Source organism: Arachnia propionica, assembly GCF_900637725.1.
Classification (GTDB): Bacteria; Actinomycetota; Actinomycetes; order Propionibacteriales; family Propionibacteriaceae; genus Arachnia; species Arachnia propionica.
The window spans coordinates 3,095,762-3,118,786 of record NZ_LR134406.1 but is presented as its reverse complement, the minus strand read 5'-3'; the positions used below and the strand labels follow the sequence as shown (position 1 = coordinate 3,118,786).

General features: G+C 65.6%; 20 protein-coding genes. 11 read left to right on the top strand and 9 right to left on the bottom strand.

What is annotated here, in order from left to right:
* Positions 1-20: 20 nt before the first annotated feature.
* The 5 genes from EL272_RS15845 to EL272_RS13875 all read left to right on the top strand — a co-directional run bounded on the left by EL272_RS15845 (position 21) and on the right by EL272_RS13875 (position 4,700).
* Positions 21-554 carry a hypothetical protein gene (locus tag EL272_RS15845; protein WP_061787581.1) on the top strand — a complete coding sequence of 178 codons (534 nt, stop codon included), beginning with the start codon at positions 21-23 and terminating at the stop codon, positions 552-554.
* 46 nt (positions 555-600) lie between these two features.
* Positions 601-2,421: a VWA domain-containing protein gene (locus tag EL272_RS13890; RefSeq protein WP_061787718.1), complete on the top strand. Its 1,821-nt coding sequence runs from the start codon at positions 601-603 to the stop codon at positions 2,419-2,421.
* Positions 2,418-3,416, top strand: a complete 999-nt coding sequence (locus EL272_RS13885; protein ID WP_014847834.1) for a magnesium chelatase ATPase subunit I — start codon at positions 2,418-2,420, stop codon at positions 3,414-3,416. The genes EL272_RS13890 and EL272_RS13885 overlap by 4 nt, the downstream gene beginning before the upstream one ends.
* A 436-nt stretch (positions 3,417-3,852) precedes the next feature.
* Positions 3,853-4,473 carry a DUF2975 domain-containing protein gene (locus tag EL272_RS13880; protein WP_061787582.1) on the top strand — a complete coding sequence of 207 codons (621 nt, stop codon included), beginning with the start codon at positions 3,853-3,855 and terminating at the stop codon, positions 4,471-4,473.
* Positions 4,473-4,700 (top strand): helix-turn-helix domain-containing protein, encoded by a 228-nt coding sequence (locus EL272_RS13875; protein ID WP_014847832.1) that lies wholly within the window; start codon positions 4,473-4,475, stop codon positions 4,698-4,700. The genes EL272_RS13880 and EL272_RS13875 overlap by 1 nt, the downstream gene beginning before the upstream one ends.
* A gap of 66 nt (positions 4,701-4,766) precedes the next feature.
* Here EL272_RS13875 and EL272_RS13870 read toward each other — a convergent pair whose 3' ends face one another.
* On the bottom strand, positions 4,767-6,137 hold the full coding sequence (locus EL272_RS13870) for an aminotransferase-like domain-containing protein (protein WP_061787583.1): 1,371 nt from the start codon (positions 6,135-6,137) through the stop codon (positions 4,767-4,769).
* 169 nt (positions 6,138-6,306) lie between these two features.
* Between EL272_RS13870 and EL272_RS13865 the strand changes: the two genes are divergently transcribed.
* From EL272_RS13865 to EL272_RS13855, 3 genes are read left to right on the top strand one after another with little or no spacing between them, the layout of a single operon-like run.
* Positions 6,307-7,527 (top strand): Tm-1-like ATP-binding domain-containing protein, encoded by a 1,221-nt coding sequence (locus tag EL272_RS13865; RefSeq protein ID WP_061787584.1) that lies wholly within the window; start codon positions 6,307-6,309, stop codon positions 7,525-7,527.
* Between the two features lie 11 nt (positions 7,528-7,538).
* Positions 7,539-8,369: a phosphoenolpyruvate hydrolase family protein gene (locus EL272_RS13860; protein WP_014847829.1), complete on the top strand. Its 831-nt coding sequence runs from the start codon at positions 7,539-7,541 to the stop codon at positions 8,367-8,369.
* Between the two features lies 1 nt (position 8,370).
* Positions 8,371-8,808: an SRPBCC family protein gene (locus EL272_RS13855; protein WP_061787585.1), complete on the top strand. Its 438-nt coding sequence runs from the start codon at positions 8,371-8,373 to the stop codon at positions 8,806-8,808.
* A 120-nt stretch (positions 8,809-8,928) separates the two neighbouring features.
* Here the strand turns inward: EL272_RS13855 and EL272_RS13850 are convergent, their stop codons facing one another.
* A complete protein-coding gene (locus EL272_RS13850; protein ID WP_061787719.1) occupies positions 8,929-9,363 on the bottom strand; it encodes an OsmC family protein in 435 nt (144 codons plus the stop codon).
* 974 nt (positions 9,364-10,337) lie between these two features.
* Here EL272_RS13850 and EL272_RS15535 point away from each other — a divergent pair.
* Together EL272_RS15535 and EL272_RS13835 are read left to right on the top strand one after the other, a co-directional pair.
* A complete protein-coding gene (locus EL272_RS15535) occupies positions 10,338-10,601 on the top strand; it encodes a hypothetical protein (RefSeq protein ID WP_174525740.1) in 264 nt (87 codons plus the stop codon).
* 162 nt (positions 10,602-10,763) lie between these two features.
* The gene (locus EL272_RS13835) at positions 10,764-11,207 is read left to right on the top strand and encodes a helix-turn-helix domain-containing protein (RefSeq protein WP_061787586.1); all 444 of its coding nucleotides are present in this window, start codon (positions 10,764-10,766) and stop codon (positions 11,205-11,207) included.
* Here the strand turns inward: EL272_RS13835 and EL272_RS13830 are convergent.
* The 6 genes from EL272_RS13830 to EL272_RS13805 form a co-directional block, all read right to left on the bottom strand.
* Complete coding sequence (locus EL272_RS13830; protein WP_159424542.1) at positions 11,175-12,092, bottom strand: DUF3039 domain-containing protein; 918 nt, start codon at positions 12,090-12,092, stop codon at positions 11,175-11,177. The two genes, EL272_RS13835 and EL272_RS13830, sit on opposite strands and share 33 nt — an antisense overlap.
* Before the next feature lie 115 nt (positions 12,093-12,207).
* Positions 12,208-15,342, bottom strand: a complete 3,135-nt coding sequence (locus EL272_RS13825; RefSeq protein ID WP_061787588.1) for a type I restriction endonuclease subunit R — start codon at positions 15,340-15,342, stop codon at positions 12,208-12,210.
* A gap of 8 nt (positions 15,343-15,350) precedes the next feature.
* Positions 15,351-16,265 carry a restriction endonuclease gene (locus EL272_RS13820; protein WP_061787589.1) on the bottom strand — a complete coding sequence of 305 codons (915 nt, stop codon included), beginning with the start codon at positions 16,263-16,265 and terminating at the stop codon, positions 15,351-15,353.
* Positions 16,262-17,491, bottom strand: coding sequence for a restriction endonuclease subunit S (locus tag EL272_RS13815; RefSeq protein WP_014847822.1), 1,230 nt, complete (start codon positions 17,489-17,491; stop codon positions 16,262-16,264). The genes EL272_RS13820 and EL272_RS13815 overlap by 4 nt, the downstream gene beginning before the upstream one ends.
* Entirely contained in the window at positions 17,488-18,501 is a 1,014-nt protein-coding gene (locus EL272_RS13810) for a virulence RhuM family protein (protein WP_061787590.1), read from the bottom strand. The genes EL272_RS13815 and EL272_RS13810 overlap by 4 nt, the downstream gene beginning before the upstream one ends.
* Positions 18,498-20,069: a type I restriction-modification system subunit M gene (locus EL272_RS13805; protein ID WP_061787591.1), complete on the bottom strand. Its 1,572-nt coding sequence runs from the start codon at positions 20,067-20,069 to the stop codon at positions 18,498-18,500. The genes EL272_RS13810 and EL272_RS13805 overlap by 4 nt, the downstream gene beginning before the upstream one ends.
* A gap of 287 nt (positions 20,070-20,356) precedes the next feature.
* Between EL272_RS13805 and EL272_RS13800 the strand changes: the two genes are divergently transcribed.
* Positions 20,357-21,763, top strand: coding sequence for an ATP-binding protein (locus EL272_RS13800; RefSeq protein ID WP_061787592.1), 1,407 nt, complete (start codon positions 20,357-20,359; stop codon positions 21,761-21,763).
* 254 nt (positions 21,764-22,017) lie between these two features.
* On the opposite strand, the gene EL272_RS13795 is transcribed toward EL272_RS13800, so the two are convergent.
* Positions 22,018-22,743 carry a class I SAM-dependent methyltransferase gene (locus EL272_RS13795; protein ID WP_061787593.1) on the bottom strand — a complete coding sequence of 242 codons (726 nt, stop codon included), beginning with the start codon at positions 22,741-22,743 and terminating at the stop codon, positions 22,018-22,020.
* Between the last annotated feature and the right edge of the window lie 282 nt (positions 22,744-23,025).

Genomic DNA, 23,025 nt, shown 5'->3' with positions numbered 1-23,025 from the left:
ACAGGAAGGATAGACAGACCATGAAAAAATTCGTCGTGATTGCCGGGATCTGCCTGGCGGTGGGGCTGGGTGTGTCCGGGTGTGTGTCCGGGACGCCCAGCCAGGCTCCGCAGAGCACGGTCAGTGCGTCGGGTGCGTCCCTCGCGAAGGAGGGAGACAAGCTGACCGACACTGACCCGCAGGCCAACCTGTTCAACGGGTCGGGTGTGAAGGTCACCATCGAGCCCGCCGCCAAGACCGCGCGGTTCCAGCTGGTCGACCCCAGCAGCGGGAAGGACTTCAGCGACTACTACGTGTTCGACTACGCCAAGCAGACGATGCTGTGCCACCGGCTGGTCTCGGCCATGCAGAAGGAGTTCGACTACACCCTGAACCTGGGCACCGGCGAACTCGTCACGGTCGTCGATGGGCAGGGCAACGACGCGATCAAGACCCTCAAGGAGCGGGGCATGTTCGACAAGGCGCAGAAGGACCGCGGCCAGGAACGCGGTGAGCTGGAGGCCTGGTTCCAGAAGCGCTACGGCAAGACCATCGAGGAAGCCGCCACCCCGTAACGTGACGAGGCTCTTCCCCTTCTCGGCCATTGTGGGGCAGCCGCGGATGCGGCTCGCCCTGCAACTGGTCGCCATCGACCCCGGGATCGGCGGGGTGCTGATCCCGGGCGCCAAGGGCACCGCCAAATCCACCATGGTGCGTTCCCTCGCCGCGCTGCTGCCATCCGGAAGGTTGCGGACGCTGGCCCTGGGCGCCACCGAGGACCGCCTGGTTGGGGGCCTGGACCTGGAGGCGACGCTGACCGGCGGCGCCCCCCGGTTCCTGCCGGGGTTGCTGGCCGAGGCCCACGGCGGGGTCCTCTACGTCGACGAGGTCAACCTGCTCGCCGACCACCTGACCGACCTGGTGCTGGACGCTGCGGCCAGCGGGGTCGTCCTCACCGAGCGGGAGGGGTTCTCCCGCACCCAGCGGGCCCGGTTCGCGCTTGTCGGCACGATGAACCCCGAGGAGGGGGCGCTGCGTCCCCAGCTGCTGGACCGCTTCGGCCTGTGCGTCCAGGTGGACGGCTCACCCGACCTGGACGAGCGGGTCGAGATCATGGCCCGCAGGTTCGCCTTCGACGCCGACCCGGAGGCCTTCGCGGGGGCCTGGGCGGACCAGGAGGCCGCCCTGGCGGAGCGGCTCCGCCAGGCCCGGGAGGCGGCCCCCGCGGTGTGGCTGGGCCGGGACATCCAGGAACTCGTCGCGGCGCGGGTGCTGGCCGCCCACGTCGCCGGGCACCGGGCCGAGCTGGTGATGAGCCGCGCCGCCCGGGCCCACGCGGCCTGGCGGGGCAGCCAGCGGGTGAGCGAGGAGGACGTGGAGGCGGTCGCCGAGTTGGTGCTGGCCCACCGTCGCCGCCAGGCCGCCGAACCGCCCCCACCCACCTCGGAGCAGGCCACCCGGCCCGAACCCCCACCCACCTCGTCCCCGCCGCCAGCCGAGACGGACACCGACGCCCCGGCGTCCGGTGGCACCCCACCCGAGGATGTTGCCGCGACCGGTGAGCCGTTCCGGGTGCGTCCGCTGCACCCGGCAGCGGAGCGAGACGGACGCCTCGGGTCGGGCCGGCGCACCACAACGGTCAGCGCCGGTGGCCGGGGCCGCTACGTCCGTGCCCGCCCGACGCGGGAGGCCGTGGACCTGGCCCTGGACGCCACGCTGCGGGCCGGGGCCGTGCACCAGCGCGAGCGCCGCCTCCGGGCCGCCGAGCAGGGCGACCCCCGCAGCGAACTGGCGGTGCTGATCGAACCCAGCGACTGGTTCCGCAAGGTCCGGGTGAGGCAGACCGGCTCCCTGGTGGTGCTGTGCGTGGACGCCTCCGGCTCCATGGGCGCCCGCAACCGGATGGTGGCCAGCAAGGGTGCGGTGCTCAGCCTGCTGCTGGACGCCTACGTCAAACGCGACCAGGTGTCGCTGGTCAGCTTCCGCGGCGCCGAGGCCCAGGTGCTGGTGGAACCCACCTCCTCGGTCGAGTTGGCCGAGCGGCGGCTGCGGGAGCTACCTGTGGGTGGGCGTACCCCGCTGGCCGCGGGCCTGGTCGAGGCGTCGCGGGTGGTGCGGCGGGCGCTGCTGAAGGACCCGGCGCTGCGTCCGCTGGTGATCGTGGTGACCGATGGACGCGGCAACGTCGACCTGGCCGGGCGGGTGTCCCGCGGCGCGGCCGCCGAGGTGACCGAGATCGCCGGGCGGCTCGGCGGCGACGGCCGGGTGACGTGGGTGGTCGTCGACACCGAACCGGCCTCACCGGCGGCGCGGGGGCACGGTGCCACCCTGGCGGCCGCGCTGGGGGCGTCCCGGTTCGAGATTGAGCAGCTGCGCGCCGACGACCTGGTGTCGGTGGTGCGCGACATGCGTTTGGCCACTGTGAAGAAGGAGGGGCGATGAGCCGGTCCAGTTATCCCTTTGCCGCGATCGTGGGGCAGGACGAGATGAAACTCGCGCTGGTGCTTACGGTCATCAACCCCGCGGTGTCGGGGGTGCTGATCCGCGGCGACAAGGGCACCGCGAAGTCCACCGCGGTGCGCGGCCTGGCCGAGCTGCTGCCGGAGCGGGTCGAGGTGGGCGCCACCCCCTATCATCTGTCGCCGGCGGAGTACCGGGAGTACTGGGAGGAGCTGGGGCTGCCCGCCCAGGACGATCCCGTGGAGCGCCGGACCCGGGTGCCGGTGGTGGAGCTGCCGATCGGGGCGACCGAGGACCGGGTGGCGGGGACACTGGACCTGGAGACCGCCCTGACCGCGGGCCGCAAGCGGTTCGAGCCGGGGCTGCTGGCCGACGCCCACCGGGGCATCCTGTACGTGGACGAGGTGAACCTCCTGGACGACCACGTGGTGGATCTGCTGCTGGATTCCGCGGCGATGGGGGTCAACACCGTGGAGCGGGAGGGCATCAGCCTGACCCACCCGGCCCGGTTCTCGCTGGTCGGCACGATGAACCCGGAGGAGGGCGAACTGCGCCCCCAGTTGCTGGACCGGTTCGGGCTGTGCGTCACCGTCGTGGGGGAGTCCGACCCGCCGGCCCGGGTGGAGATCATCGAGCGCAGGCTGGCCTTCGAGGCCGACCCGGTGGGGTTCTGCGCGGGGTGGCGCGCCGAGGGCGAGCGGCTGGCCCGGCAGATCGCGTCCGCGATGGACCTGCTGCCGGAGGTGACGGTGGGCCGTGAGGTGCTGCTGGAGGTGGCCCGGATCTGCGTGGACGCGGGGGTCGACGGTCACCGGGCCGACATCACCATGGTGCGGGCCGCCCGGGCGCTCGCCGCGTGGCACGGCCGGACCGGCATCGAGACCGCGGACCTGCAACAGGCCGCCCGCCTGGTGCTGCCGCACCGGATGCGCCGCCGCCCGCTGGAGGGCATCGGGACGCCCCACGGCAGGGGCTGACGCACCCCGGCAGCTCGGCTAGCCGCGGTGCCTACTTCAATGCGCAGGTGGTCACCGGTAGCACCGAGTTCGGCCCCCGGCAGGGCTGGACGAGGTCACCCACCCGCGGCCGGACGGCGATGCCTCCGCTGAGGGATTCGCCTCGGCCGGGCGGCCGTGGTTCGGTCCCACGAGGTTCCGGCGTCGGATGTCGTGAGCCGCCGGTGGTGAAGTAGCCCGGGAACGCGTTCTTCCACTGTTTCAGGGTCCGGCCCGGGCGGGCGATTTCGGGGCTCGGGCAGATGGGGAACGAGACGACGATGTCTTCGGCCAGCTCGCGACCCTTGGTGCCACCGGCTCGACGCTCGGCAGCGTCCCCACAGCATCCCAAGCATATCGTTTGACGATAGTATCGTTTATCGTTTAGTATCGAATTACGATATGTAAGGAGGTCCCGATGAAACTCACAATCAGCCGAGGCGACTACCTCACGCTGCGGATCATGCTGGCGTTGTTCGTAGTGGCACCCTTGGTGAGCCCCTTCTGGCACGCCTGGGCATGGGCCAAGGGCGACCCCCTGGTCTGGCTCAATGGGGGCAGTCCCTCGCAGGCCGGCTCGGGCGAGGCGGCCTCTCCCCTCGAAACCGCAAATGGGCTGATCGTGCGCCCAAGCCTTGAGACGCTCTCGTGGGAGTTCACCGATCCGACGTGGACGCAACGTCTCGGCGCGATGCTTCCGGGCGTGCTGGTCGCGGTGGTCACGCTCTGGCTGTGCGTCACGATCTGGCGGTTCACGCTCTTGGTGCAGCGCGGCCGTGCCTTCTCCGCGGGGGCGCACCGGCTGCTGGTGCAGTTGGGGATAGCCCTGATCTTCCTCACCGTCGCCTTCCTCGTCGGCGAGGTCGTGGCGAACATGCTCATCTACACCGGCTTGCCCGCCAGGGGGATGGGGTTCGCCATGCTGACGATCAAAGCTGGCGATTTCGTCCCCCTCGGGGTGGCGCTGGTGGTGCTGATCGTCGCCTACGCTTGGCGGCAGGGGGAACAGCTCGCCGAGGATGCGGAGACGACGATCTGATGCCTGTCGAAGAACCCCATCGGATTACCTGCCATCTGGACGATCTGCTCGCGGCCCGGGGCGTGACGCTCGCGGCCCTCAGCGAAAAGGTCGGCATCACCGTGGTCAATCTGTCGATCCTGAAGAACAACCGTGCGAGGGCCGTTCGGTTCAGCACCCTGACGGCGCTGTGCGAGGCGCTGGACTGCGAGGTCGGCGACCTGTTCAGCCTCGCAGACCAGCCCTGATCGCCCAGCCGGATTCAGAAACGCCCGGGCCGCGGCCCGCGGTCGCAGCATTGCGGCCTGCGGCCCTTATTCGCCGAGGGCGGCGCCCAACCCTCGTCTCAGTTCGGCTCCGTCGTGCCACAGGGGCAGTCGCAGCATCGTGCGGTGGCCGTCGTGGGGCGAGAAACTCGGTCCGGCGGCGAGCTTGACCCCGGCCCGTTTGGCCTGCTCGACGAAGGCGACGGCGTCCGTCCCGGTGTCCACCCACAGGCCGGAACCGCCGATGATCCGCCGCCAGGTCCACGCCGGGGCCATCTCGCGGAGTACCCGTTCCGTGGATGCCAGGTGTTTGGTGAGCATCGCCTGCCGCTCCCGCCGTGCGTCCGCTGCCCGGCGCAGCAGCCGCACGGCGTACAGCTGGTCGACGATGGAGGTCGCCAGGTCGTCGACCTTCCGCAGTTCCACCAGCCGGCGGATGCGCGCCTCGTCGGCCCTCACCCAGCCGACGCGAAGCCCGCCCCAGAACAGCTTCGACATCGTCCAGCAGCTCAGGTGAAGTTCCGGGGCGACAAGGCCCGTAAGCGTTGGCGCCGGACGACCTGACAGCGTCAGGTCGTAGGAGCAGCAGTCCTCGACGACGGGCAGGCCGCGCCGGTTGACGACGTCGGCGAGCGCTGCCCGTGCGTGCCTGGTCATGCTCTGCCCCGTCGGGTTGTGGACGCTGGTCTGGCAGTACAGCGCGGCCGGACGCCTCACCGCCGCGCGCGCCACCAGGCTCACGTCGATGCCGCCGTCGCGCAGCGGGACCCCCTCCAGCCGGACGCCATGGTCCCGCAGCGCACACAGCGCACCCCGGTAGCTCGGGTCCTCGGTCAGGACGAGGTCGCCCGGGTCCAGCAGTCCCCGGATCGCCAGCGAGGTCGCCTGCTGCGCCCCGCTCGTCACCAGCACCTCCGCGGGCCGGGTCGGCACCCCATCGCGGGTGAGGTGCTCGGCGATCGCCTGCCGCAACACCGGAAGCCCGGCCGGGAAATAGCCGTCGGTCTCCAGGTAGGGGTCGACCCCGTCCGGGCTCGCCGACAGCACCTCCCCGGTCACCGTGGACGCGGGCAGGGCCCCGCTGGACAGGTCGATGACATCGCGCGGGGCGTTGGTGAACGAGAACAGCCGCCCGCCGGCCCGGTGCTCGGCACCCACCCGGCCCGACCTCACCCGCGTCCCCGACCCCCGGGTCGAGACCACATACCCGCCAGCCTCCAGCGTCGCCAGGGCGGATGCGACGGTCCCGCGGGCCACCCCCAGCACCTGCGCGAGCTCCCGCTGCGGCGGCAAGGTGCTTCCCGCGGGCACGAAACCGTGATCCACAAGCTCTGAAATGGTCCTCGCCAGCGCGTCCGGCAGCCGCTCGTCCGCGTCCGTCCACACCCCGAGCAGCCTCGACAGCTCCGCCGAATCCATGCGCACTCCCACGCTGCCGAGTATGCCCCACCGGCCTGGGCCAATTCTTCCAGATTGGACTAGTGCCGTCCTGTGGTGAGACGTAGCCTCGCTGTTGCCCTTGGACGCCCGGCCGCTGCGGCCGCGCTTGAGCAGGGCGGGCCCGACACACACGAAGGAGTGAGACCGCATGGCTGTTGTTGCACTGATCGGGACGCTGGACACCAAAGGCGCCGAGTGCGCCTGGCTGGCCGAGCAACTGGACAAGTACGGGGTGCAGGCCCTGTTCGTCGATGTCGGGTCCTTTTCGGCGAGCCCGCTGGCCAACGTCAGCTCCGACGATGTGATCGCCGCCGCGGACTCCGACGCCGCCGCCCTGCGTGAACGCCGCGACCGGGGCGAGATGATGCAGGTGATGAGCGTCGGGGCGGCCCGTATCGTCCGTGACCTGGCGGTGTCGGGACGCATCCACGGCCTGCTGGCCCTCGGTGGGTCCGGTGGCTCCTCGGTCGCCGCGGCTGCGATGCAGGCCCTCCCGGTCGGTTTCCCGAAGCTGCTGGTCTCGACCATGGCCTCCGGCGACGTGAAACCCTACGTCGGCGAGGTGGACGCGACGCTCATGTACTCGGTCGTCGACGTCGCCGGCATCAACTCGGTCTCCTCCCAGGTGTTCGCCAATGCGGCCGCGGCGATCGCCGGGATGGCCAGGGCATACGAGGACCGGCTGGCCGCCGTTCCCGCCGGCCACAAACCGGTCGTCGCGGTCACCATGTTCGGCGTGACGACCCCGGCCGCGGACGAGGCCCGCGACACCCTGACCGACCTCGGCTACGAGGTGCTGGTCTTCCACGCCACCGGGGCGGGCGGCCGCGCCATGGAGAAACTCGCCGAGTCGGGCCTGCTGGCCGGGGTGTGCGACCTCACCACCACCGAGCTGGCCGACGACCTCGTGGGCGGTGTCCTGTCCGCGGGGCCGCGGCGGCTGGAGATGGCCGGGCGGGTCGGCCTGCCGCAGGCCGTCAGCCTGGGGGCGCTCGACATGGTGAACTTCGGCCCCGCCGACACCGTGCCGCCCGAGTTCGCCGGACGCAACCTGTTCGTCCACAACCCCACCGTGACGCTGATGCGCACCACGCCTGAGGAGATGGCCGAGCTGGGACGCCGCATCGCCGCCAAACTTGCCGCCGCCACCGGACCCACCGAGCTGTTCATCCCCCTGCGGGGCGTGAGCGCCATCGACGTCGAGGGAGCCCCCTTCCGGGACGCCGAAGCCGACGCCGCGCTGTTCGCGGAACTGCGCGCGGGGCTGGTCGGCTCCGGCGTCGTCGTCCACGAACTCGACCAGGCGATCAACGACCCAGGTTTCGGCGCCGCGATGGCCCGCGCACTGCACGCATCCATCACCAACTGAGAAGGAGAAACATGTCCCGTCAAGAGATCCTCGATCGTTTCCGTACCCAGGTCGCCCAGGGCCAGCCCATCATCGGCGGTGGCGCGGGCACCGGTATCACCGCGAAGTCCGCGGAAGCCGGTGGCATAGACCTGCTGGTCATCTACAACTCGGGCCGGTTCCGCATGGCCGGACGCGGCTCGCTGTCCGGGCTGCTGGCCTACGGGGACGCCAACGCCATCGTCATGGAGATGGCCAACGAGGTGCTGCCCGTCGTGAAGCGCACCCCCGTCCTCGCGGGCGTCAACGGCACCGACCCGTTCCGTGTCATGGGGCACTTCCTGCGCCAGGTGAAAGAGATCGGGTTCGCCGGTGTGCAGAACTTCCCCACCGTCGGCCTGATCGACGGGGTGTTCCGGGCGAACCTGGAAGAGACCGGCATGGGGTATGGGCACGAGATCGACATGATCCGCATGGCCCACGAACTCGACCTGCTCACCTCCCCCTACGTCTTCGACGAGGACCAGGCCAAGGACATGGCCCGCGCCGGGGCGGACATCCTCGTCCCCCACATGGGCCTGACAACGTCTGGGACCATCGGCGCGAAAACCGCGCTGACCCTGGAGGAGGCGGCGGTCAAGGTGCAGCAGCTCGCGGACGCGGCCAGGAGCGTCAACCCCGACATCCTGTGCCTGTGCCACGGCGGGCCGATCGCGAACCCGGCCGACGCGCAGTACATCCTCGACCACACCGACGGCATCGTCGGCTTCTACGGGGCGAGTTCCATTGAGCGATTCCCGACCGAGGTGGGTATCCGCGCACAGACCGAGGAGTTCAAGGCCGTCACCTTCAAGAAGGGCTGACATGACGGTCTCGTACTACAGCACGATCATCCAGCACGACGCCGACAGGGTGTGGGACACCCTCAGGGACTTCAACGGACTGGCCGCCTGGTTCGGTTCCGCGGTCTCCGAGAGCCACATCGAGGACGGCCTGACCGGAGCGACGGTCGGCGCCGTGCGGAACTTCCAGCTCGGCGAATCCCGGATCAGGGAGCGGCTGCTCGCCCTGTCGGACCTCGACCGCAGCTACTCCTACGGGTTCTGCGATCCGGCCCCATTCGACGTGACCGGATACGTCTCCACGCTGAAAGTGACCCGGGTGAGCTCGACCGGTCAGTCCCTCGTCGAGTGGTGGACGGAGTTCGACTGCGCCCAGGACGAGCGGGAGCACTGGGAGACCTTCTTCGCCAGCCAGGTGTTCGCCCCGGCGCTGGAGGGGCTGCGCGACCACCTCGGCTGACCGCGGCCAAGGTGCTGGCAGGGCCGGGGCATCCCCGTGTCGACCACCCCTCGGCTGGTGGGGTGCCCCGGCTCAGCCCATCACCCATCCCGGCCGGTCGAAGGCCTGGCCGCTGCTGGTTCAGGCGATCTCGTAGCTCAGATGTGGCGGGTTGACCAGGGTGTCGTGGACCGGGCAGTGGGCCTCGATGAACTCGACGAACGCCGCGATCTCTTCGGGGGTGTTGTCTGCGTCGATGTGGTAGCGCGTCCTGATTGTTGATAGCCCGACCTTCGCCGCGGGGTTCTTCCCCCGGAACCCGTCCGGGTCGAACACCCCGTCCACCTCGACCCGTACGTGGCGCAGCCGGATGCCGTTCGGCTTGGCGAAAGCCCTCGCAACGACGCACTTGCAGGCGCCGAGGGCCGACAGGACGGCTTCGAGCGGGTTCATCCCCTCGTCCTTGCCGCCGAGCGAAGGCGGCTCGTCCAGGACGAAACTCATACCCCGGGATGTGCAGCGCGTCGCCATGCCCTCCAGGGATTCGGCGACCGCGGAAAAGACAGCCTCAGCCATGATGCTCCCTTCACATATCGTTTCTTTCAGGCTAACCGTTGACCCAACCGCCAGATCCGGGGAGCGACGGCACCACCGGGCGCGGCTGCTGTGGGCACTCGGGTGGCCCAACCACCAGTTCTGGGGAGCAGTTCCGCCAAGCGGCTGCGTGAACTGAGAAATGGCTACGATCCACGTCCCGAGGATGAGCACGATCTCGAACTCCTCAGCCGCTTGCGCGACGGTGGGGCTGATCAACAACCAGAGTCAGCATCTACGAGGAAACCGGTCTCATTGAAAGTGGAGTGCTACACGTTTTGTGGACAGTGACGAAAAACAGGTTTAATCGAACATGTGAGGTAAAATCTGTATTATCTCCGCATCTAAGTACAGCGAAGAGTTCAAACAGCGGGTCGTGTCGGAGGTCGTTGAGAAACCCCTGCACGATCAGCTAGGTGGCGAAGTCCTACAGTTCTGGTCCCGCAAACCGTGAGGATGCTGGGTGAACAAGTGGAGGAAAACCCGTTCCGGCATCGAGGGTGAGGAAATGACGGCGGCCCAACTTGCCGAGTGCGAGAAAATCAAAGCCGAGCTGCGTGAGGCCCGGACGGGGGATCGATTTCAGAAATAAAGCGGCGGCCTTCCTCCGCGGCGGGAGTCCCGGCGAAGAACACGATACGCGTACACCCCTCCGCGAAGAAGGTAACTACCCAACCCGTTTGATGCGCCACTGTCCGGGTGGTGTCGCATTCAGGGCTGCTACACCTTGGCGTGGCAGGGGTATGTCGGAAACCCGCAAAGCGCCGTAGAGGAACTCGCTATTTTTGTGACGTATTTCTTCAACGACTCCGAACAAACCCACCTGCTAGAGGCGGGTCCACAAAGCCTTGGAACGCGGGTGGTGTTGCAACCAGTCCCGAGGGACGGTGCGCCGGCTCATGCAGCCTGGAGGGCCTGGAGGGGGTGTCAGCCCCGCCCCAAGGCCCACAACTACCGTGCCTGCTGCCGACCTGGCAGGGCGCCCCGACCTGATCGAAAGGGACTTCACGGCTGATGCTCCAGTTCCGGACGTCCGCACCAGGGTCAAGGCTCCGGGCCATGACGGCGTCCGAGAACGGGCCTTCGGGTCCTTGAACTACGAGCGACTCTACTGCGAACAGAACGACGACGCCCTCGACCTGGTTCGACAGGCGGTCTTCGTGTCTAGTGCGTCCGGGACGGCGCGCGTCCGTCCCCAGCGTCAAGGTGCTGTTGGCTGAGTGGGTGTAGGTGGTCCAGGGGCACAGCAACGAAGCGCCGATGGCGCACCGCTGTCGACCTCCTCGCCACTGGACCGGGTAGCAGTCCTCCAGTTGGTGAAGGGTTGAACAGCTGATACAGTTGCTTCAGATATTGCATCTATGCGAGTGAAGGTCTGTCTCATGTCCACGACGCTGACTGCCGACAAGGTTTCTGCTGATGAGCTGGCTCAAACGGAAGAGTTTGCTCAGGGTCTGCCTCAGGGCTCGCCTCTCGCGATCATGCTCGAAGGCCTGCTTGATGCGGTGCGACGCGGTGCGGACGTGACGCTGCTCGCCTCTGACAAAGAACTGACCCCCAATCAGGCGGCCCAACTGTTGCGGGTGAGCCGCCCACATCTGGTGAAGATCATGGATCGCGGGTTGTTGGCATACCGGCTGGTCGGGTCGAACCGCCGGATCGCGATGGCCGACCTGCTTGACTACATCGAACGCCACGAACGCGCGAACGCCCATGTCAACCAGCTCTTGGGGACGCGCGCCCACGCGCAACTGCAGGCAATGGACGAAGCGGCTCCACTGACCGACGAAGACCTAACTGCCTTGGATGCGCTGATCGCGGAGTGACTCGATCAGGGCCGCGGCCGCCTGGGCTACGGGCTTGCGACGCTCACACTCAGGACAAAGCGGCAAGTCAGCGCTCTCGTCTCGTGTCGGGACGAACCACAGCCCGCACACAGCTCGAGTTGCTGCTCCTATCACCAAAGCCTCGCTGAGGTAGTGGCAACCGACGTAGTGCAGATGGCTCGGGGGAGTGCAGGGCGGATTCGGATCAATCTCGCCGTCGGAGATCCCTACCGCAGCCAGAAGCTGAAACAGCTTGGCTTGAGAAACGCTGACCCACAGTTCTAAGTCACCGTTCTGCGTGTACGTGGAGTCGATCAAGCTGATGTCGGGCTGGAGCACGGGCAAGACCAACTGGATGAAGCTGTCACAGGAACCGCCCAGCCGTAGCTGAAGTGTGACGAGCGACGAGTCCGTTTCAGGCGCTCCAGTGGGAGCATCATGTTCCAAGGCGATGGACAAGGTTAGGTGGGTGTTGTGGTCATAACCGGGAAAGGAGAAGGTGTCCTTCCCAGTATTCACAGCTTCAGCCACCGCCTGACAGAAGAAGGCGATTGTCTCCTTATGCCAGACGGAGAGTCTGTTGGCCTCGGCGTCGCGGTCGCGCAGCTTGTACTCCGCAGCTGTTGGCATCCAACGGTCCAGGTTCTTGAGCACGTCGCAGACTTGGGCATGGAACTTGTCATGGGGTGCCGCCCACACCAGCCACGGGTCGCCGTGCTCGTCAAGAACGGCAGCACCTCGCCACGCCGCTCCCGTCCTTGAGCGAACCTCAAATACCGCCCGACCGAGCTGCTTCGATGCCTCCTGGTGCCGGTCCGGGAGCCCCTTAGCGAATCGTCGTATCGCGTCGGCAATCAGAGGATGCTCAATAGAGTCAATACGCACCTGGGACCATTCCCGGTTCTCGATGGCCTGCAGAGCACCGGGCTCGGGGAAGGACTCCCGAGGAAGGAGCCGGAGAAACCGTAGCGTTGGCCGGGGTGGGCGCCGCCCAGAGAGGTCAGTCATGATGCCCAGGACTTTCGGTTGGTGCGGCACTCAACCCGAGGAAACGGTCGAAGAAGGCGCTCAGCCTGGCAATCACCCGACGTTTCTTCTCGTCGTGACCGCCGCTCGGAGCGAAACGCGAAATCGGCGGCAAGATCTTGGTGATGGCCGTCCCGGTGGTGCGCAACTCGCCGTTGCGGAAGGCGTTCTGGACGAACTCCTGAGCGGCCTCCGGCTTGAGGTTCTCATCCGCGATGATCCTGGCGAGCTCGGTCTTGCGCTCGGCCTCGATGAAGGCCACCCATTCGTCGTCGATGTGCCCGTCAACAGAAACCGAGTCGACGAAGGCCTCGATGAGGTCCCTCTTGTTACGCAGCGTCGGGCTGGCGTTGACCGCCCGGGTGATCTCGGAGCGGATCTCTTTGTCGTCGCCGTCGCCGTGCTCGTCCCGGTACTTCTGCACCAGCATGAGGATGTAATCGACGTTGATTTCCACCTGTTTGATGAGTTCGATCTCGAAGAGAACGTCGTCGTTGATTACTTCCTTCTCGGCGTCCTGGCCTTGACGGAACTGGGCGTAGAGGTCGAGGTAGATGCTGCGGTAGTCCTGCCCTTGGCGTTCGCTGAGGATCTCGTTCCCGGCGAAGTCGTCGAATGAGGAGAGGATGTTCTGCAGCCGCAGGATTGCGCCGAACAGCGCGATGAAGGCCTTCTGAGCTGCCTCTCCGATGATCGGCTGGCCGAGCGGGAATGCCTCCAGCAACTCGGCGACCTTTTCGGCGTATTCGCGGTAGTAGTCCTGGTAGGGCTTGAGCAGGACGACGCCGCGGGCCTCCCGGTTGCCGAACAGTTCCAGCGCGGCGTTGGTCTCGTCCTCCAGGTTGCGGAAGGCGACGATATTGCCGTAGGTCTTCACCGAGTTCAGGATCCGGTTGGTCCGGGAATAGGCCTGGATGAGGCCGTGGGCGCGCAGGTTTTTGTCGACGAAGAGGGTGTTGAGGGTGGTGGCGTCGAAGCCGGTGAGGAACATGTTGACGACGATGACCAGGTCGATTTCCCGGTTCTTGATCCGCTGTGAGAGGTCCTTGTAGTAGTTCTGGAATCTCTCGGCGCTGGTGTCGTAGCTGGTGCCGAACAGGTCGTTGTAATCCTGGATCGCGTCCTCCAGGAAGCTGCGGGCGTCGGCGGGCAACTCGTCGGTGTCGAAGGCCTCGTCGTCGATGATTCCGTCGCTGACGGCCTCGTTGGCCCCGTAGGAGTAGATCAGGCCGATCTTCAGGCGGCGTCCGGGCGGCAGGTTTTCCTGCAGCAACGCAAAGTGGTTGTAGTAGATCCGGGCGGCCTCAATGGATGCGGTCGCGAACAGCGCATTGAAACCACGCACGCGGCGACGTCCCCGAAGCGCGTCGGCGCGGCGAGAGGTGCGGCTGGATTCGGCCACATTGGTGACGACCGAGTGGTCGTAACTGGAGGCGCGTTTCGTTTTCTGGTCGAAATGCTCAAGCACATAGGAGACGATCTTGCCGATGCGTTCCGGGTCGAGCAGCGCTCGCTCGGTGTCGATGGCCGACACCTGTTTGTCGGTGACGCTGCCCACCTGCACGGTGCTGACGTAGTCGATGCGGAACGGCAACACGTTCTTGTCGGTGATGGCGTCCACGATCGTGTAGGTGTGGAGTTTCTCCCCGAAGGCCTGTTCGGTGGTTTTCAGCCGGGGGTTTCCGCCGCTGGCCGCGTTGATCGCGAAGATCGGTGTGCCCGTGAAACCGAACAGGTTGTACCGCTTGAACGCCTTGGTGATCGCGGTGTGCATGTCCCCGAACTGGGAGCGGTGGCATTCGTCGAAAATGATGACGACATGCTGGCGGTAGACGTCGTGGCTGGGGTTGGCCTTGATGAAGGTCGAGAGTTTCTGGATCGTCGTGATGATGATCTTGGCGTCCCGGCTTTCCAGCTGGCGTTTGAGCACCGCGGTGGAGGTATTGGAATTGGCCGCACCCTTCTGGAAACGGTCGTATTCGCGCATGGTCTGGTAGTCCAGGTCCTTGCGGTCCACCACGAAAAGCACCTTGTCAACGCTGTCCATCTGGGTGGCGAGCTGGGCGGCCTTGAAACTGGTCAGGGTCTTGCCCGAGCCGGTGGTGTGCCACACGTAGCCGCCGGCGTCGATGGTGCCGAGTTTCTTGTAATTGGTGGCGATCTCGATGCGCTGCAGCATCTTCTCGGCGGCGACGATCTGGTAGGGGCGCATCACCAGCAGCATCTTGTCGACGGTGAGGACGCAGTACCGGGTGAGGATGTTGAGCAGCGTGTGCCGGGCGAAGAAGGTTTTGGCGAACGCGATCAGGTCGCGGATCGGCTGGTTCTTCGCATCCGCCCACCACGAGGTGAACTCGAATGAATTGGAGGTTTTGCGCCTGCGGCTGGCCTGCTGCCCCTCCTTCAGGTGCTGGCTGCGGGTGGTGTTGGAGTAGTACTTGGTGAGCGTGCCGTTGGAGATGACGAACAGCTGAACGTAGTCGAACAGGCCGCTGCCCGCCCAGAAGCTGTCCCGCTGGTACCGGTCTATCTGGTTGAACGCCTCACGGATGTCCACGCCCCGGCGTTTGAGTTCGATGTGGACCAGCGGCAACCCGTTGACGAGGATCGTCACGTCGTACCGGTTGGAATACCTGGCTCCGCCCTCGCCCTGGCCGATCTCGTACTGGTTGATGACCTGGAGCCGGTTGTTGTGGATGCGCCGCTGGTCGATCAGCAGCACATTCTTGGTGGTGCCGTCGTCCCGGCGAAGCAGCTGCACGTTGTCTTCGTGGATACGTACCGTCTTTTCGGTAATGCCGTCGTTCTTTCCGGCAATGCAGGTGGTGAAGAACCGGTCCCATTCGGCATCCGAGAACTGAAAGCCGTTCAACAGTTCCAGTTGGGTTCGCAGGTTGCCGATCAGGTCGGCCTCCGAACGGATCGGCAGGTACTCGTAGGCCTGTGACTGCAGCACCCGGATGAGTTCGGCTTCCAGGGCCGCCTCTGACTGGTAAGCGGTCTCCTCGTGTGGGTCAGGGATGTACTCTGCGACGACGGTGGACTCCACCGAGACCGCAATCGGGTCGTAGGAAACGGCCGTGGCGGGTGTGTGGTCGTTCGGTTTCATCGCGTGGCTCACAGAGCGTCGAAGAAGTCTTCGTCCAGACGGACAAGGCTGGGGGTGGGTTCCGACTGCACTCCCACCCCGTAGTGGACGAGCAGTTGGGCGAGGCGCTGCCCGTCGATCAGCTCGATGCGGGCGTTGATGCGTTCGGCCTCGTCGCGGGCGCCGCGGGTGAAGGTGGCGGTGGTGATGTAGACACCCCGGTCACCTTGTTTGCTGAGCAGGGCACCGGCGAATCGCTGGATCTCGGGTCGGTCGACGCTGCGATGCAGGGCCCAGCACTTCGCCTGCACGTAGATGCGGTCCAGGCCGAGCGGGTCCTGGCTGATGATCCCGTCGATGCCACCGTCGTTGCTGAGCGGGGTGTGTTCGAGAGAGCCACGCTGGCCGTAACCCATCGCGGCAAGCAGCTGGATCACCAGGTGCTCGAACCCCGCGGGGGAGATATTCACCGCCGCGGCGAGCACCTCGGCCTCGACCACCGCCCGGTTCGCTTTGATGGCCTGCTGGATCAGGTCGGCGGGGGTGGAGGCTGTCGGGGGTTCCGCTGCTGCCGCTTGCTCCGGCGAGCCACCCGAGGTGCCGGTGCGCTGGAGGAACTCCCGGAAGGGCGGGTATGACTCCAACGTTCTGGTGTCGATTCGCTCAGGATGAGCCGCCAAAGCTTCACGCCCGGTGCCGGTGATGCGTGCGTGCCCACGGGTTGGGCGTTCGATTAGGTCGGCTTTGAACAGATAGGTGATCGCCCAGCCGACCCGGCTGGCCATCACCCGCTGCTTGCCGCTGGGCAGCAGCGCGTTCCGCTTCTCGGGGGTGAGGTGAAACTCTTCCTCCAGCGCGGCAACGAGATCCCGCTTGCGCCAGGTCTGACCATCGGCGAGCAAGACCAGCACCGGCCGCATGCACGTCTGATAATCGGGGATCATCGTTTCTCCTCAAAGGTCAGCAGCCGGTCCCGGTAGTACTCGTACTGCTTCCGCCGAGCCTCCAGCTCCGCCGGAAGACCAATACTGAGATCGTTCACCAAGGAGTCGAACTTATCCAAGATCAAGACGATACGACGTTGCTCTTCGAGGGGAGGGATGGGGACTTTGATTCGCTTTAGCCCGTCCAGCAACAGAGTCTTCACTTTGGTGCGGGCGATAGCTTGTTCCTTAGCCTTGCGGAAGTCATTTCCTCGCATCGTATAGGCAAGGTAGGAGGCGTCCAGCTCGGAACGTATCACGTAGCAGTGATCATGTACCGCAACAGGCTCCTCTCCGAGCCATGCCACCGCTTTCCCGACATCCTCAACCGTTTCTCCAACGTCGGTCAAGATAACGTCACCCTTATAGGCGTATCGTAGCGCAGGTCCTAGGTCGGGTCGGACCTGAGAAACCGCTTGATTTGCGGTGGTGCCGTATCTGGTATAAATCTCCCCGTAGTGAATGACTCCTATCCCGTCTGAGTCAACATAGTCGCTCTTGGTGAACCGCTTACCTCGAAAAATCAACCCTAGATCGCCAATTGCGACCCATGGCACCTCGTTTTCTCCACGAAACGAGACAAGCCTATCCAAGTAGTACTCGTACTGGCGACGGCGTGCTTCCAGCTCCGCTTCCAGCTCCGCTTCCAGCTGGGTGAACTTATCCAGCACCCTCACGATCTCCCGCTGTACCTCAAGCGGTGGGACGGGGATGCGCACCTTCTCAAGTTGTCTCGCGGAGACATCGATGACTTTGGTGCCGGTTGCCAAGGCTCTCTTCTGGTCGAAAAAGGCTCTCGATTGAAACCAATAGGAGAGGTACTTAGGATCTTGAGCGTGTTTGATAACGGTTGCATGTCCTCCTGTTACGATCTGCTCGTCCCCGAGCCAGGCAACCGCCTTCCCGACATCTTCGATGTTCTCGCTGGTGTTTGTGATAACGATGTCGCCAGGATCTACTTTTGCTAGTTTGGTGGCTGTGGTCTCGGAGACGAAAGAAATCGTTGCCCTCGCCCACGCCCCATACCGCGTGTAGATCTGGCCGTAGTGAATGGCGCCTACGCCATCCTCGGTGAGGTCGCTTTTCGGCATACCATTCCCGCGAACAAACCTGGCGATGTTGCCCAAGGTCTTGAACTCGATCCCATTCGAGCACAGAGCTGCGATCAGTTTGTCGATTTGGCTCATTTCTTGCCTTCGATCTCGCGCTGGGCGCGTTTGATGGACTCCAGGTAGGCTTCCTCAACCTCGGTCGGGGTGGTTGCCAGCTGGGCGTGATACTTGGCGTATTCGCCCTCGGCGTGGGCTACTGCCCGTTCGCGGCTGACGCTGCCGGGGCCGCGCAGGACAGGGGCGTCCATGGCGACGATGAGGCGGTCGAGGTGGGCGAGCCAGTCGCTCATGTAGGTGGGCTCGTGGTTCTGCGCACGGAACTCCGCCGCGTCGAAGTAGGCCGACACCAAGGTGTTGAGCTTCTTCAGCTCAGACTCGCCCAAGTAGTTCTTCGCGATCGTGACATCGGACTTGCGGGGTCGCTCGCCGCTGAACGAAGTGAGCCCCATGTTCGGCTTCGTGGCATCGGCCCGGGCGGCGATGACCTCCGCGGAGGTCTGCCCGTGTGCGGCGTAGTGAAGCTTGTTCTGGACGATCTTGAAGAACTCGGTGGTCTCTGGTGCGCGCGGGTCGTAGTCCACACTGGTGGCGTAGAGGTCCAGCACCTGCCGGTACAGCACCTTCTCACTACTGCGGATGTCGCGGATACGTTCCAGCAGCTCACGCCAGTAACTGCCGCCACCAAGATTCTTCAGCTTGGCGTCATCCATCGTGAAGCCCTTGATGAGGTACTCTCGCAGGCGTTCGGTCGCCCAGATCCGGAACTGGGTGGCGACCCTGCTCTTCACCCGGTAGCCGACTGAGATGATGGCATCAAGGTTGTAGAACGGGATCTCCCGGGCGACCTGACGGGAACCCTCGGTGCGAACCTGTCGGAATCTCCGACAGGTTGCAGTCTCGTCCAACTCTGCTTCGTCGTAGATGTTCCGAAGGTGCTCGACGACGTTGGTGCGGGAGGTCTGGAACAGCTCGGCGATCTGCTGCTGGCTGAGCCAGACGGTCTCTTCCTCCAGGCGTACCTCAAGCGCGGGGGCGCCGTCGTCGCGCCGGTAGAGGATCACCTCACCGGCTGCTTCCCTGGTCACGACGGCTCTCCCTCCAGGTCGGCGACGATGGCGTCGATCTCGGTGCGAAGCTCGGCCTGGCGGGCGACGATGCGGGCGATCTCGGCGTTGAGGGCCTGGATGTCCACGGCCTCGCGGGTGTCCTCCTTCTCGACATAGGAGGACACCGAGATGTTGTAGTCGTTGGCCGCGAGGTCTTCGTTGGTCACGAGCTTGGCGACGTGATCCACGTCGCGGCGGGCGGTGAAGGTTTCCAGGATGTGATCCTGGTTCTGCTGCAGCAGCTTGTTCTTGTTCCCGACCCGGCTGAACTCCCCCGAGGCGTCAATGAACAGCACCGTGTTCTCGGGTTTCGATTTTTTCAGCACGATGATGCAGGTGGCGATGGTGGTGCCGAAGAACAGATCCGGCGGCAACTGGATCACGGCATCCACGTAGTTGTTGTCGATGAGATATTTGCGGATCTTGCGTTCCGCGCCCCCGCGGTACAGCACGCCGGGGAACTCGACAATCGCCGCGGTGCCGTTGACGCTCAGCCACGACAGGATGTGCATGGTGAACGCCAGGTCCGCCTTCGACTTCGGGGCCAGCACCCCGGCGGGGGCGAACCGTTCGTCGTTGATGAGCAGCGGGTTGTCGTTTCCCTCCCATTTCGTCGAATAGGGAGGATTCGACACGATCGCCTCGAACGGCTCATCATCCCAATGCCTGGGATCGGTCAGGGTATCGCCGTGCTCAATGCTGAAGTGCTCGTAGTTGATGTCGTGCAAGAACATGTTGATTCGCGCCAGGTTGTACGTGGTCAGGTTGATCTCCTGCCCGTAGAACCCGTTGCGGACCCGGTCTGGCCCGAGAACCTTGGCGAACTTCAGCAGCAGCGACCCCGACCCGCAGGCCGGGTCGTAGACCTTGTTCACCGCGGTCTTGCCGACCACCGTCAGCCGGGCCAGCAGCTCCGAGACCTCCTGCGGGGTGTAATACTCCCCGCCGGACTTGCCAGCCTGCGAGGCATACATGCCCATGAGGTATTCGTAGGCGTCCCCGAAAAGGTCGATCGAGTTGTCCTCGAAATTACCCAGCGGCATATCGCCGATCGCGTTCAGGAGCTTGACGAGTTTCCCGTTGCGCTTGAGCACCGTCGGTCCAAGCTTGGAGCTATTGACGTCAAGGTCATCGAACAGACCCTTCAACGCGCCCTCGGCCGCCGTGCCGACCGCCGACCCCTCGATGTTGCGGAATACCCGCTCCAAGGTCTCGTTCAGTTTCTCGTCCCGGGACGCCCGATCGCGGACATTGGCGAACAGCTCTGAGGGGAAGATGAAGAACCCCTTCTCTGCCACGACGCCGTCAAGAATGCCGGAGGCCCGGTGATCGGACTCCTCGATGTAGTCGTAATCGGGATCCCCGGCCTCGTGCTCGCCCTGGTTGATATGGGCGGTGAGGTTCTCTGAGATGAACCGGTAGAACAGCATGCCCAGGACGTAGGCCTTGAAGTCCCAGCCGTCCACCGAGCCGCGCAGGTCGTTGGCGATCCGCCAGATGGTCTTGTGCAACTCGGCCCGCTGGGCCTCTTTGGTGGTCGGTGCCATCGTGTGTCTCCTACGCCAACGGCGCGCTAAATGCTGTTCTCAGCAGGTGTGCTCACACCGTACTAGAACCCACTGACAAAATTGGGAGAGGTCATGCCGGACAGTCGGGACTGCTTGCAGCGGGCCGCGCCTCTCGGTGCTGGGGCGCCGTACCCGGGCGGTCGCGCATCAACCCGGGCCCGTCTCGTCGGGAGAACACCTCCCCGCTGCATGGAGTGGCGACGACCCCGGCCCGTGCTGGGAAGCTGCAACACTGTAACAAGCTGTAACAATGTTACAGTTATTCAATGACCTCGGCAGTCGTGGATCGTAGCCTGACGTTGCCCCCAGAGCAGGTGGGGCCAGCGCTGCTGGCCCTTGCGGAAGATCAGTGGTTCGAGCGCAAGTCCGCTCGCGTGTCGCCACGCGATCTCGCGGTCCCGCTGGTGGCTATGGCCAACGCCGATGGCGGGGTGATTGTCGTTGGGCTCCACGACGGCAAGGTGGAGGACGTGCCAGCGCAGCGGCGCAACGAGCTGCGGCAAGCCTGCCTCGACTACACTGAACCGCCGGTACGCGCCCGGGTGGAAGAAGTCGAGGCGCTGGACGCCGAAGGCGAGCCGGCCACTCTCGTCCTGCTGAACGTCGCTCCGGGGGAGACCGTGCACGTCACCCAGAAGGGTGAGTGCTACCTGCGGGTTGGCGATGAGTCGCGGCGGTTGACTGCCGCGCAGCAGCGTGAGCTCGTGTTCGACCGGGGCATGGCGCACTATGAAGCCACTCCCGTGAACCTCACCCTGGCGGACCTCGACCAGCAGGCCCTGGCGGATTACGCCGAACGCATCGGCGCGGCGACCATTGAGGGTGCGCTGGCCGCGCGCGACCTGGTGGATCGCCGGGGTCGGCTCACCGTGGCCAGCGAGCTGCTGTTCGACGAGCGTCCCCAGCGTGAGTTTCCCAATGCCGTCGTCCGGATTCTCAAGTACGGGGCAGAGCATCGGGGCGTGGGGCGAAACATGACGCTCGAACAGGACCGCCGGGTGGAAGGTTCCCTGCTGCGGCAGATCTCCGAAGCCATCCGCCAGATCGAGGACATGATGCCCGCCTGGCAGCAACTGAGTGACGCGGGCACTTTCGAACCCATCTCCCGGATTCCCCGGGATGCCTGGCTGGAGGGGCTGGTCAACGCCGTCGTTCATCGCTCGTACAGCACCATGGGCGACCACATTCGCTTTGAGATTTTCCCAAGCCGGATCGAGATCACCTCGCCAGGACGATTCCCGGGCATCGTCGAACCCCAACGCCCGCTCGATATCCGGCGCTATGCCCGTAACCCGCGCATCGCCCGGGTGTGCGCCGACTTGGGGTACACCAGAGAGCTCGGGGAAGGGATCGCGCGGCTATTCGCCGAGATGCGTGGACGCGGGCTCGTCGATCCCCACTATTTCCAATCCTCTTCCTCGGTGACTCTCACCTTGTCGGCACAGGAGGCGCTCCCCGAAGAAATCCGCTCCCGGCTCACCCGCAGCGCGATCGCCATTCTGAACACGTTGCGCCAGACGGGGGAGCCGCTCTCCACCGGGGCGCTGGCCGAACTGGCAGGGGTAGCCCGCATGACCGCCACCCGGGCGCTAGCCCAGCTGGAAGAACTCGGACTCGTCATCCGGGAAGGCTCCGCCAAGCAAGACCCACGCGCCACCTGGCACCTCACCTGAACTGTGATGAACTGTAACAAGCTGTAACAATGTTGCAGTTCCATCTCCGAAGTTCCCGGCTGGAGTGCTCACCTTTGCCTGGGCCGCGGCCCACGCCACCTTGACCGATCTCGGCTACGCGGTGTTGGTCTTCCACGCCCCCGGGGCGTGAGCGCCATCGACGTCGATGGAGTCCCCTTTCCGCCAAGAGGTCCTCGATCGCTTCCGCATCCCCACCCGCCCGGGAGGCGCCCGCGAACCGCGGGACGGGCGAGTCAGTCCTTGACGATGAGGTAGAAGGTGGTGTCGTCGATCTGGTCGAGGCTGAGTCCGGTGGCGCGGAGTTCGGCCCGGATGACCTCGGGGTCCGGGTGGCGGAACATGTACTCGGTGGTCTCCTCGGCCAGCACGCGATCGCCGTCGAGGGTGCGGCAGGTCATCTTCCACTGCATGCGCTCGTCGTCGAGTGGCCATCCTTCCGCGAGGCCGCTATAGGCCAGGTCGCCGATCCGGGCGCTGGCGATCTCGTAGGATTCCACCCGCGCGGGCCGGCAGGGCGGCTGCAAGTCCGTCAGGGCGGCCCCGCCCTCGGGGAGCCGGGCGGCGAGGGCGGCGAACAGTGCGGCCCGTTCGTCCGGGCTGAAGTGGCCGAGGACACCCAGCAGGATCGCCCCGCTGATGGCATCAGGCAGGGGAGCGGCTCCGAAGGCCTCGGGCCGGATCGTGACCCGGTCGAACCACTCCGGGTGCGCGGCGACCTTCGTCAGGACCAGCGCCCTCATCGCGGTGCTGGGTTCCAGGGCGTACACGCGTGCCTCCGGTAGGCGCTCCAGGACGAAGACCGTATTCAGGCCCGACCCGGCCCCGATGTCGAGTACCGGCCCCGACTCGGCGCGGACCAGCGGAATCAGCCTCTCCAGGGCCGCCACCTGCCCTGGGCGAAAACTGGCGTTGAGCAGGTCGTAGACCGGTGCGCTGACGGCGTAGGCGTCCTTGCTCATGCCGTGACCATCCCTCGTCCCATGGCATCCCTCCTGTATCGCAAATGCCTCCAGGTGATGATGGGACCAACCATAGTCTGCTGAGAGCCATTCTTACAGGGCCCGGCCTCGAACAGGTGCCTCGACGCAGCCAACGCGCTCCCTTCTCCGTGCGAGAGGGGGCGCCGGGCGCCGTGGGGTGCCTGCCCATCGCGTGCCCGGCGGGGCGTCGGTGCCGACGCCCGGGGCCCATCGCGGCTGAACCCACCCTTCGTGGACAGTGACGAGGGGCGGGCATATCAT

What these genes read in the sequence shown, in the direction of transcription:
- EL272_RS15845 (WP_061787581.1), top strand. Translation starts at nt 21, where the DNA reads ATGAAAAAATTCGTCGTGATTGCCGGGATCTGCCTGGCGGTGGGGCTG.
- EL272_RS13890 (WP_061787718.1), top strand. Translation starts at nt 601, where the DNA reads ATGCGGCTCGCCCTGCAACTGGTCGCCATCGACCCCGGGATCGGCGGG.
- EL272_RS13885 (WP_014847834.1), top strand. Translation starts at nt 2,418, where the DNA reads ATGAGCCGGTCCAGTTATCCCTTTGCCGCGATCGTGGGGCAGGACGAG.
- EL272_RS13880 (WP_061787582.1), top strand. Translation starts at nt 3,853, where the DNA reads ATGAAACTCACAATCAGCCGAGGCGACTACCTCACGCTGCGGATCATG.
- EL272_RS13875 (WP_014847832.1), top strand. Translation starts at nt 4,473, where the DNA reads ATGCCTGTCGAAGAACCCCATCGGATTACCTGCCATCTGGACGATCTG.
- EL272_RS13870 (WP_061787583.1), bottom strand. Translation starts at nt 6,137, where the DNA reads ATGGATTCGGCGGAGCTGTCGAGGCTGCTCGGGGTGTGGACGGACGCG.
- EL272_RS13865 (WP_061787584.1), top strand. Translation starts at nt 6,307, where the DNA reads ATGGCTGTTGTTGCACTGATCGGGACGCTGGACACCAAAGGCGCCGAG.
- EL272_RS13860 (WP_014847829.1), top strand. Translation starts at nt 7,539, where the DNA reads ATGTCCCGTCAAGAGATCCTCGATCGTTTCCGTACCCAGGTCGCCCAG.
- EL272_RS13855 (WP_061787585.1), top strand. Translation starts at nt 8,371, where the DNA reads ATGACGGTCTCGTACTACAGCACGATCATCCAGCACGACGCCGACAGG.
- EL272_RS13850 (WP_061787719.1), bottom strand. Translation starts at nt 9,363, where the DNA reads ATGGCTGAGGCTGTCTTTTCCGCGGTCGCCGAATCCCTGGAGGGCATG.
- EL272_RS13835 (WP_061787586.1), top strand. Translation starts at nt 10,764, where the DNA reads ATGTCCACGACGCTGACTGCCGACAAGGTTTCTGCTGATGAGCTGGCT.
- EL272_RS13825 (WP_061787588.1), bottom strand. Translation starts at nt 15,342, where the DNA reads ATGAAACCGAACGACCACACACCCGCCACGGCCGTTTCCTACGACCCG.
- EL272_RS13820 (WP_061787589.1), bottom strand. Translation starts at nt 16,265, where the DNA reads ATGATCCCCGATTATCAGACGTGCATGCGGCCGGTGCTGGTCTTGCTC.
- EL272_RS13815 (WP_014847822.1), bottom strand. Translation starts at nt 17,491, where the DNA reads ATGAGCCAAATCGACAAACTGATCGCAGCTCTGTGCTCGAATGGGATC.
- EL272_RS13805 (WP_061787591.1), bottom strand. Translation starts at nt 20,069, where the DNA reads ATGGCACCGACCACCAAAGAGGCCCAGCGGGCCGAGTTGCACAAGACC.
- EL272_RS13800 (WP_061787592.1), top strand. Translation starts at nt 20,357, where the DNA reads ATGACCTCGGCAGTCGTGGATCGTAGCCTGACGTTGCCCCCAGAGCAG.
- EL272_RS13795 (WP_061787593.1), bottom strand. Translation starts at nt 22,743, where the DNA reads ATGAGCAAGGACGCCTACGCCGTCAGCGCACCGGTCTACGACCTGCTC.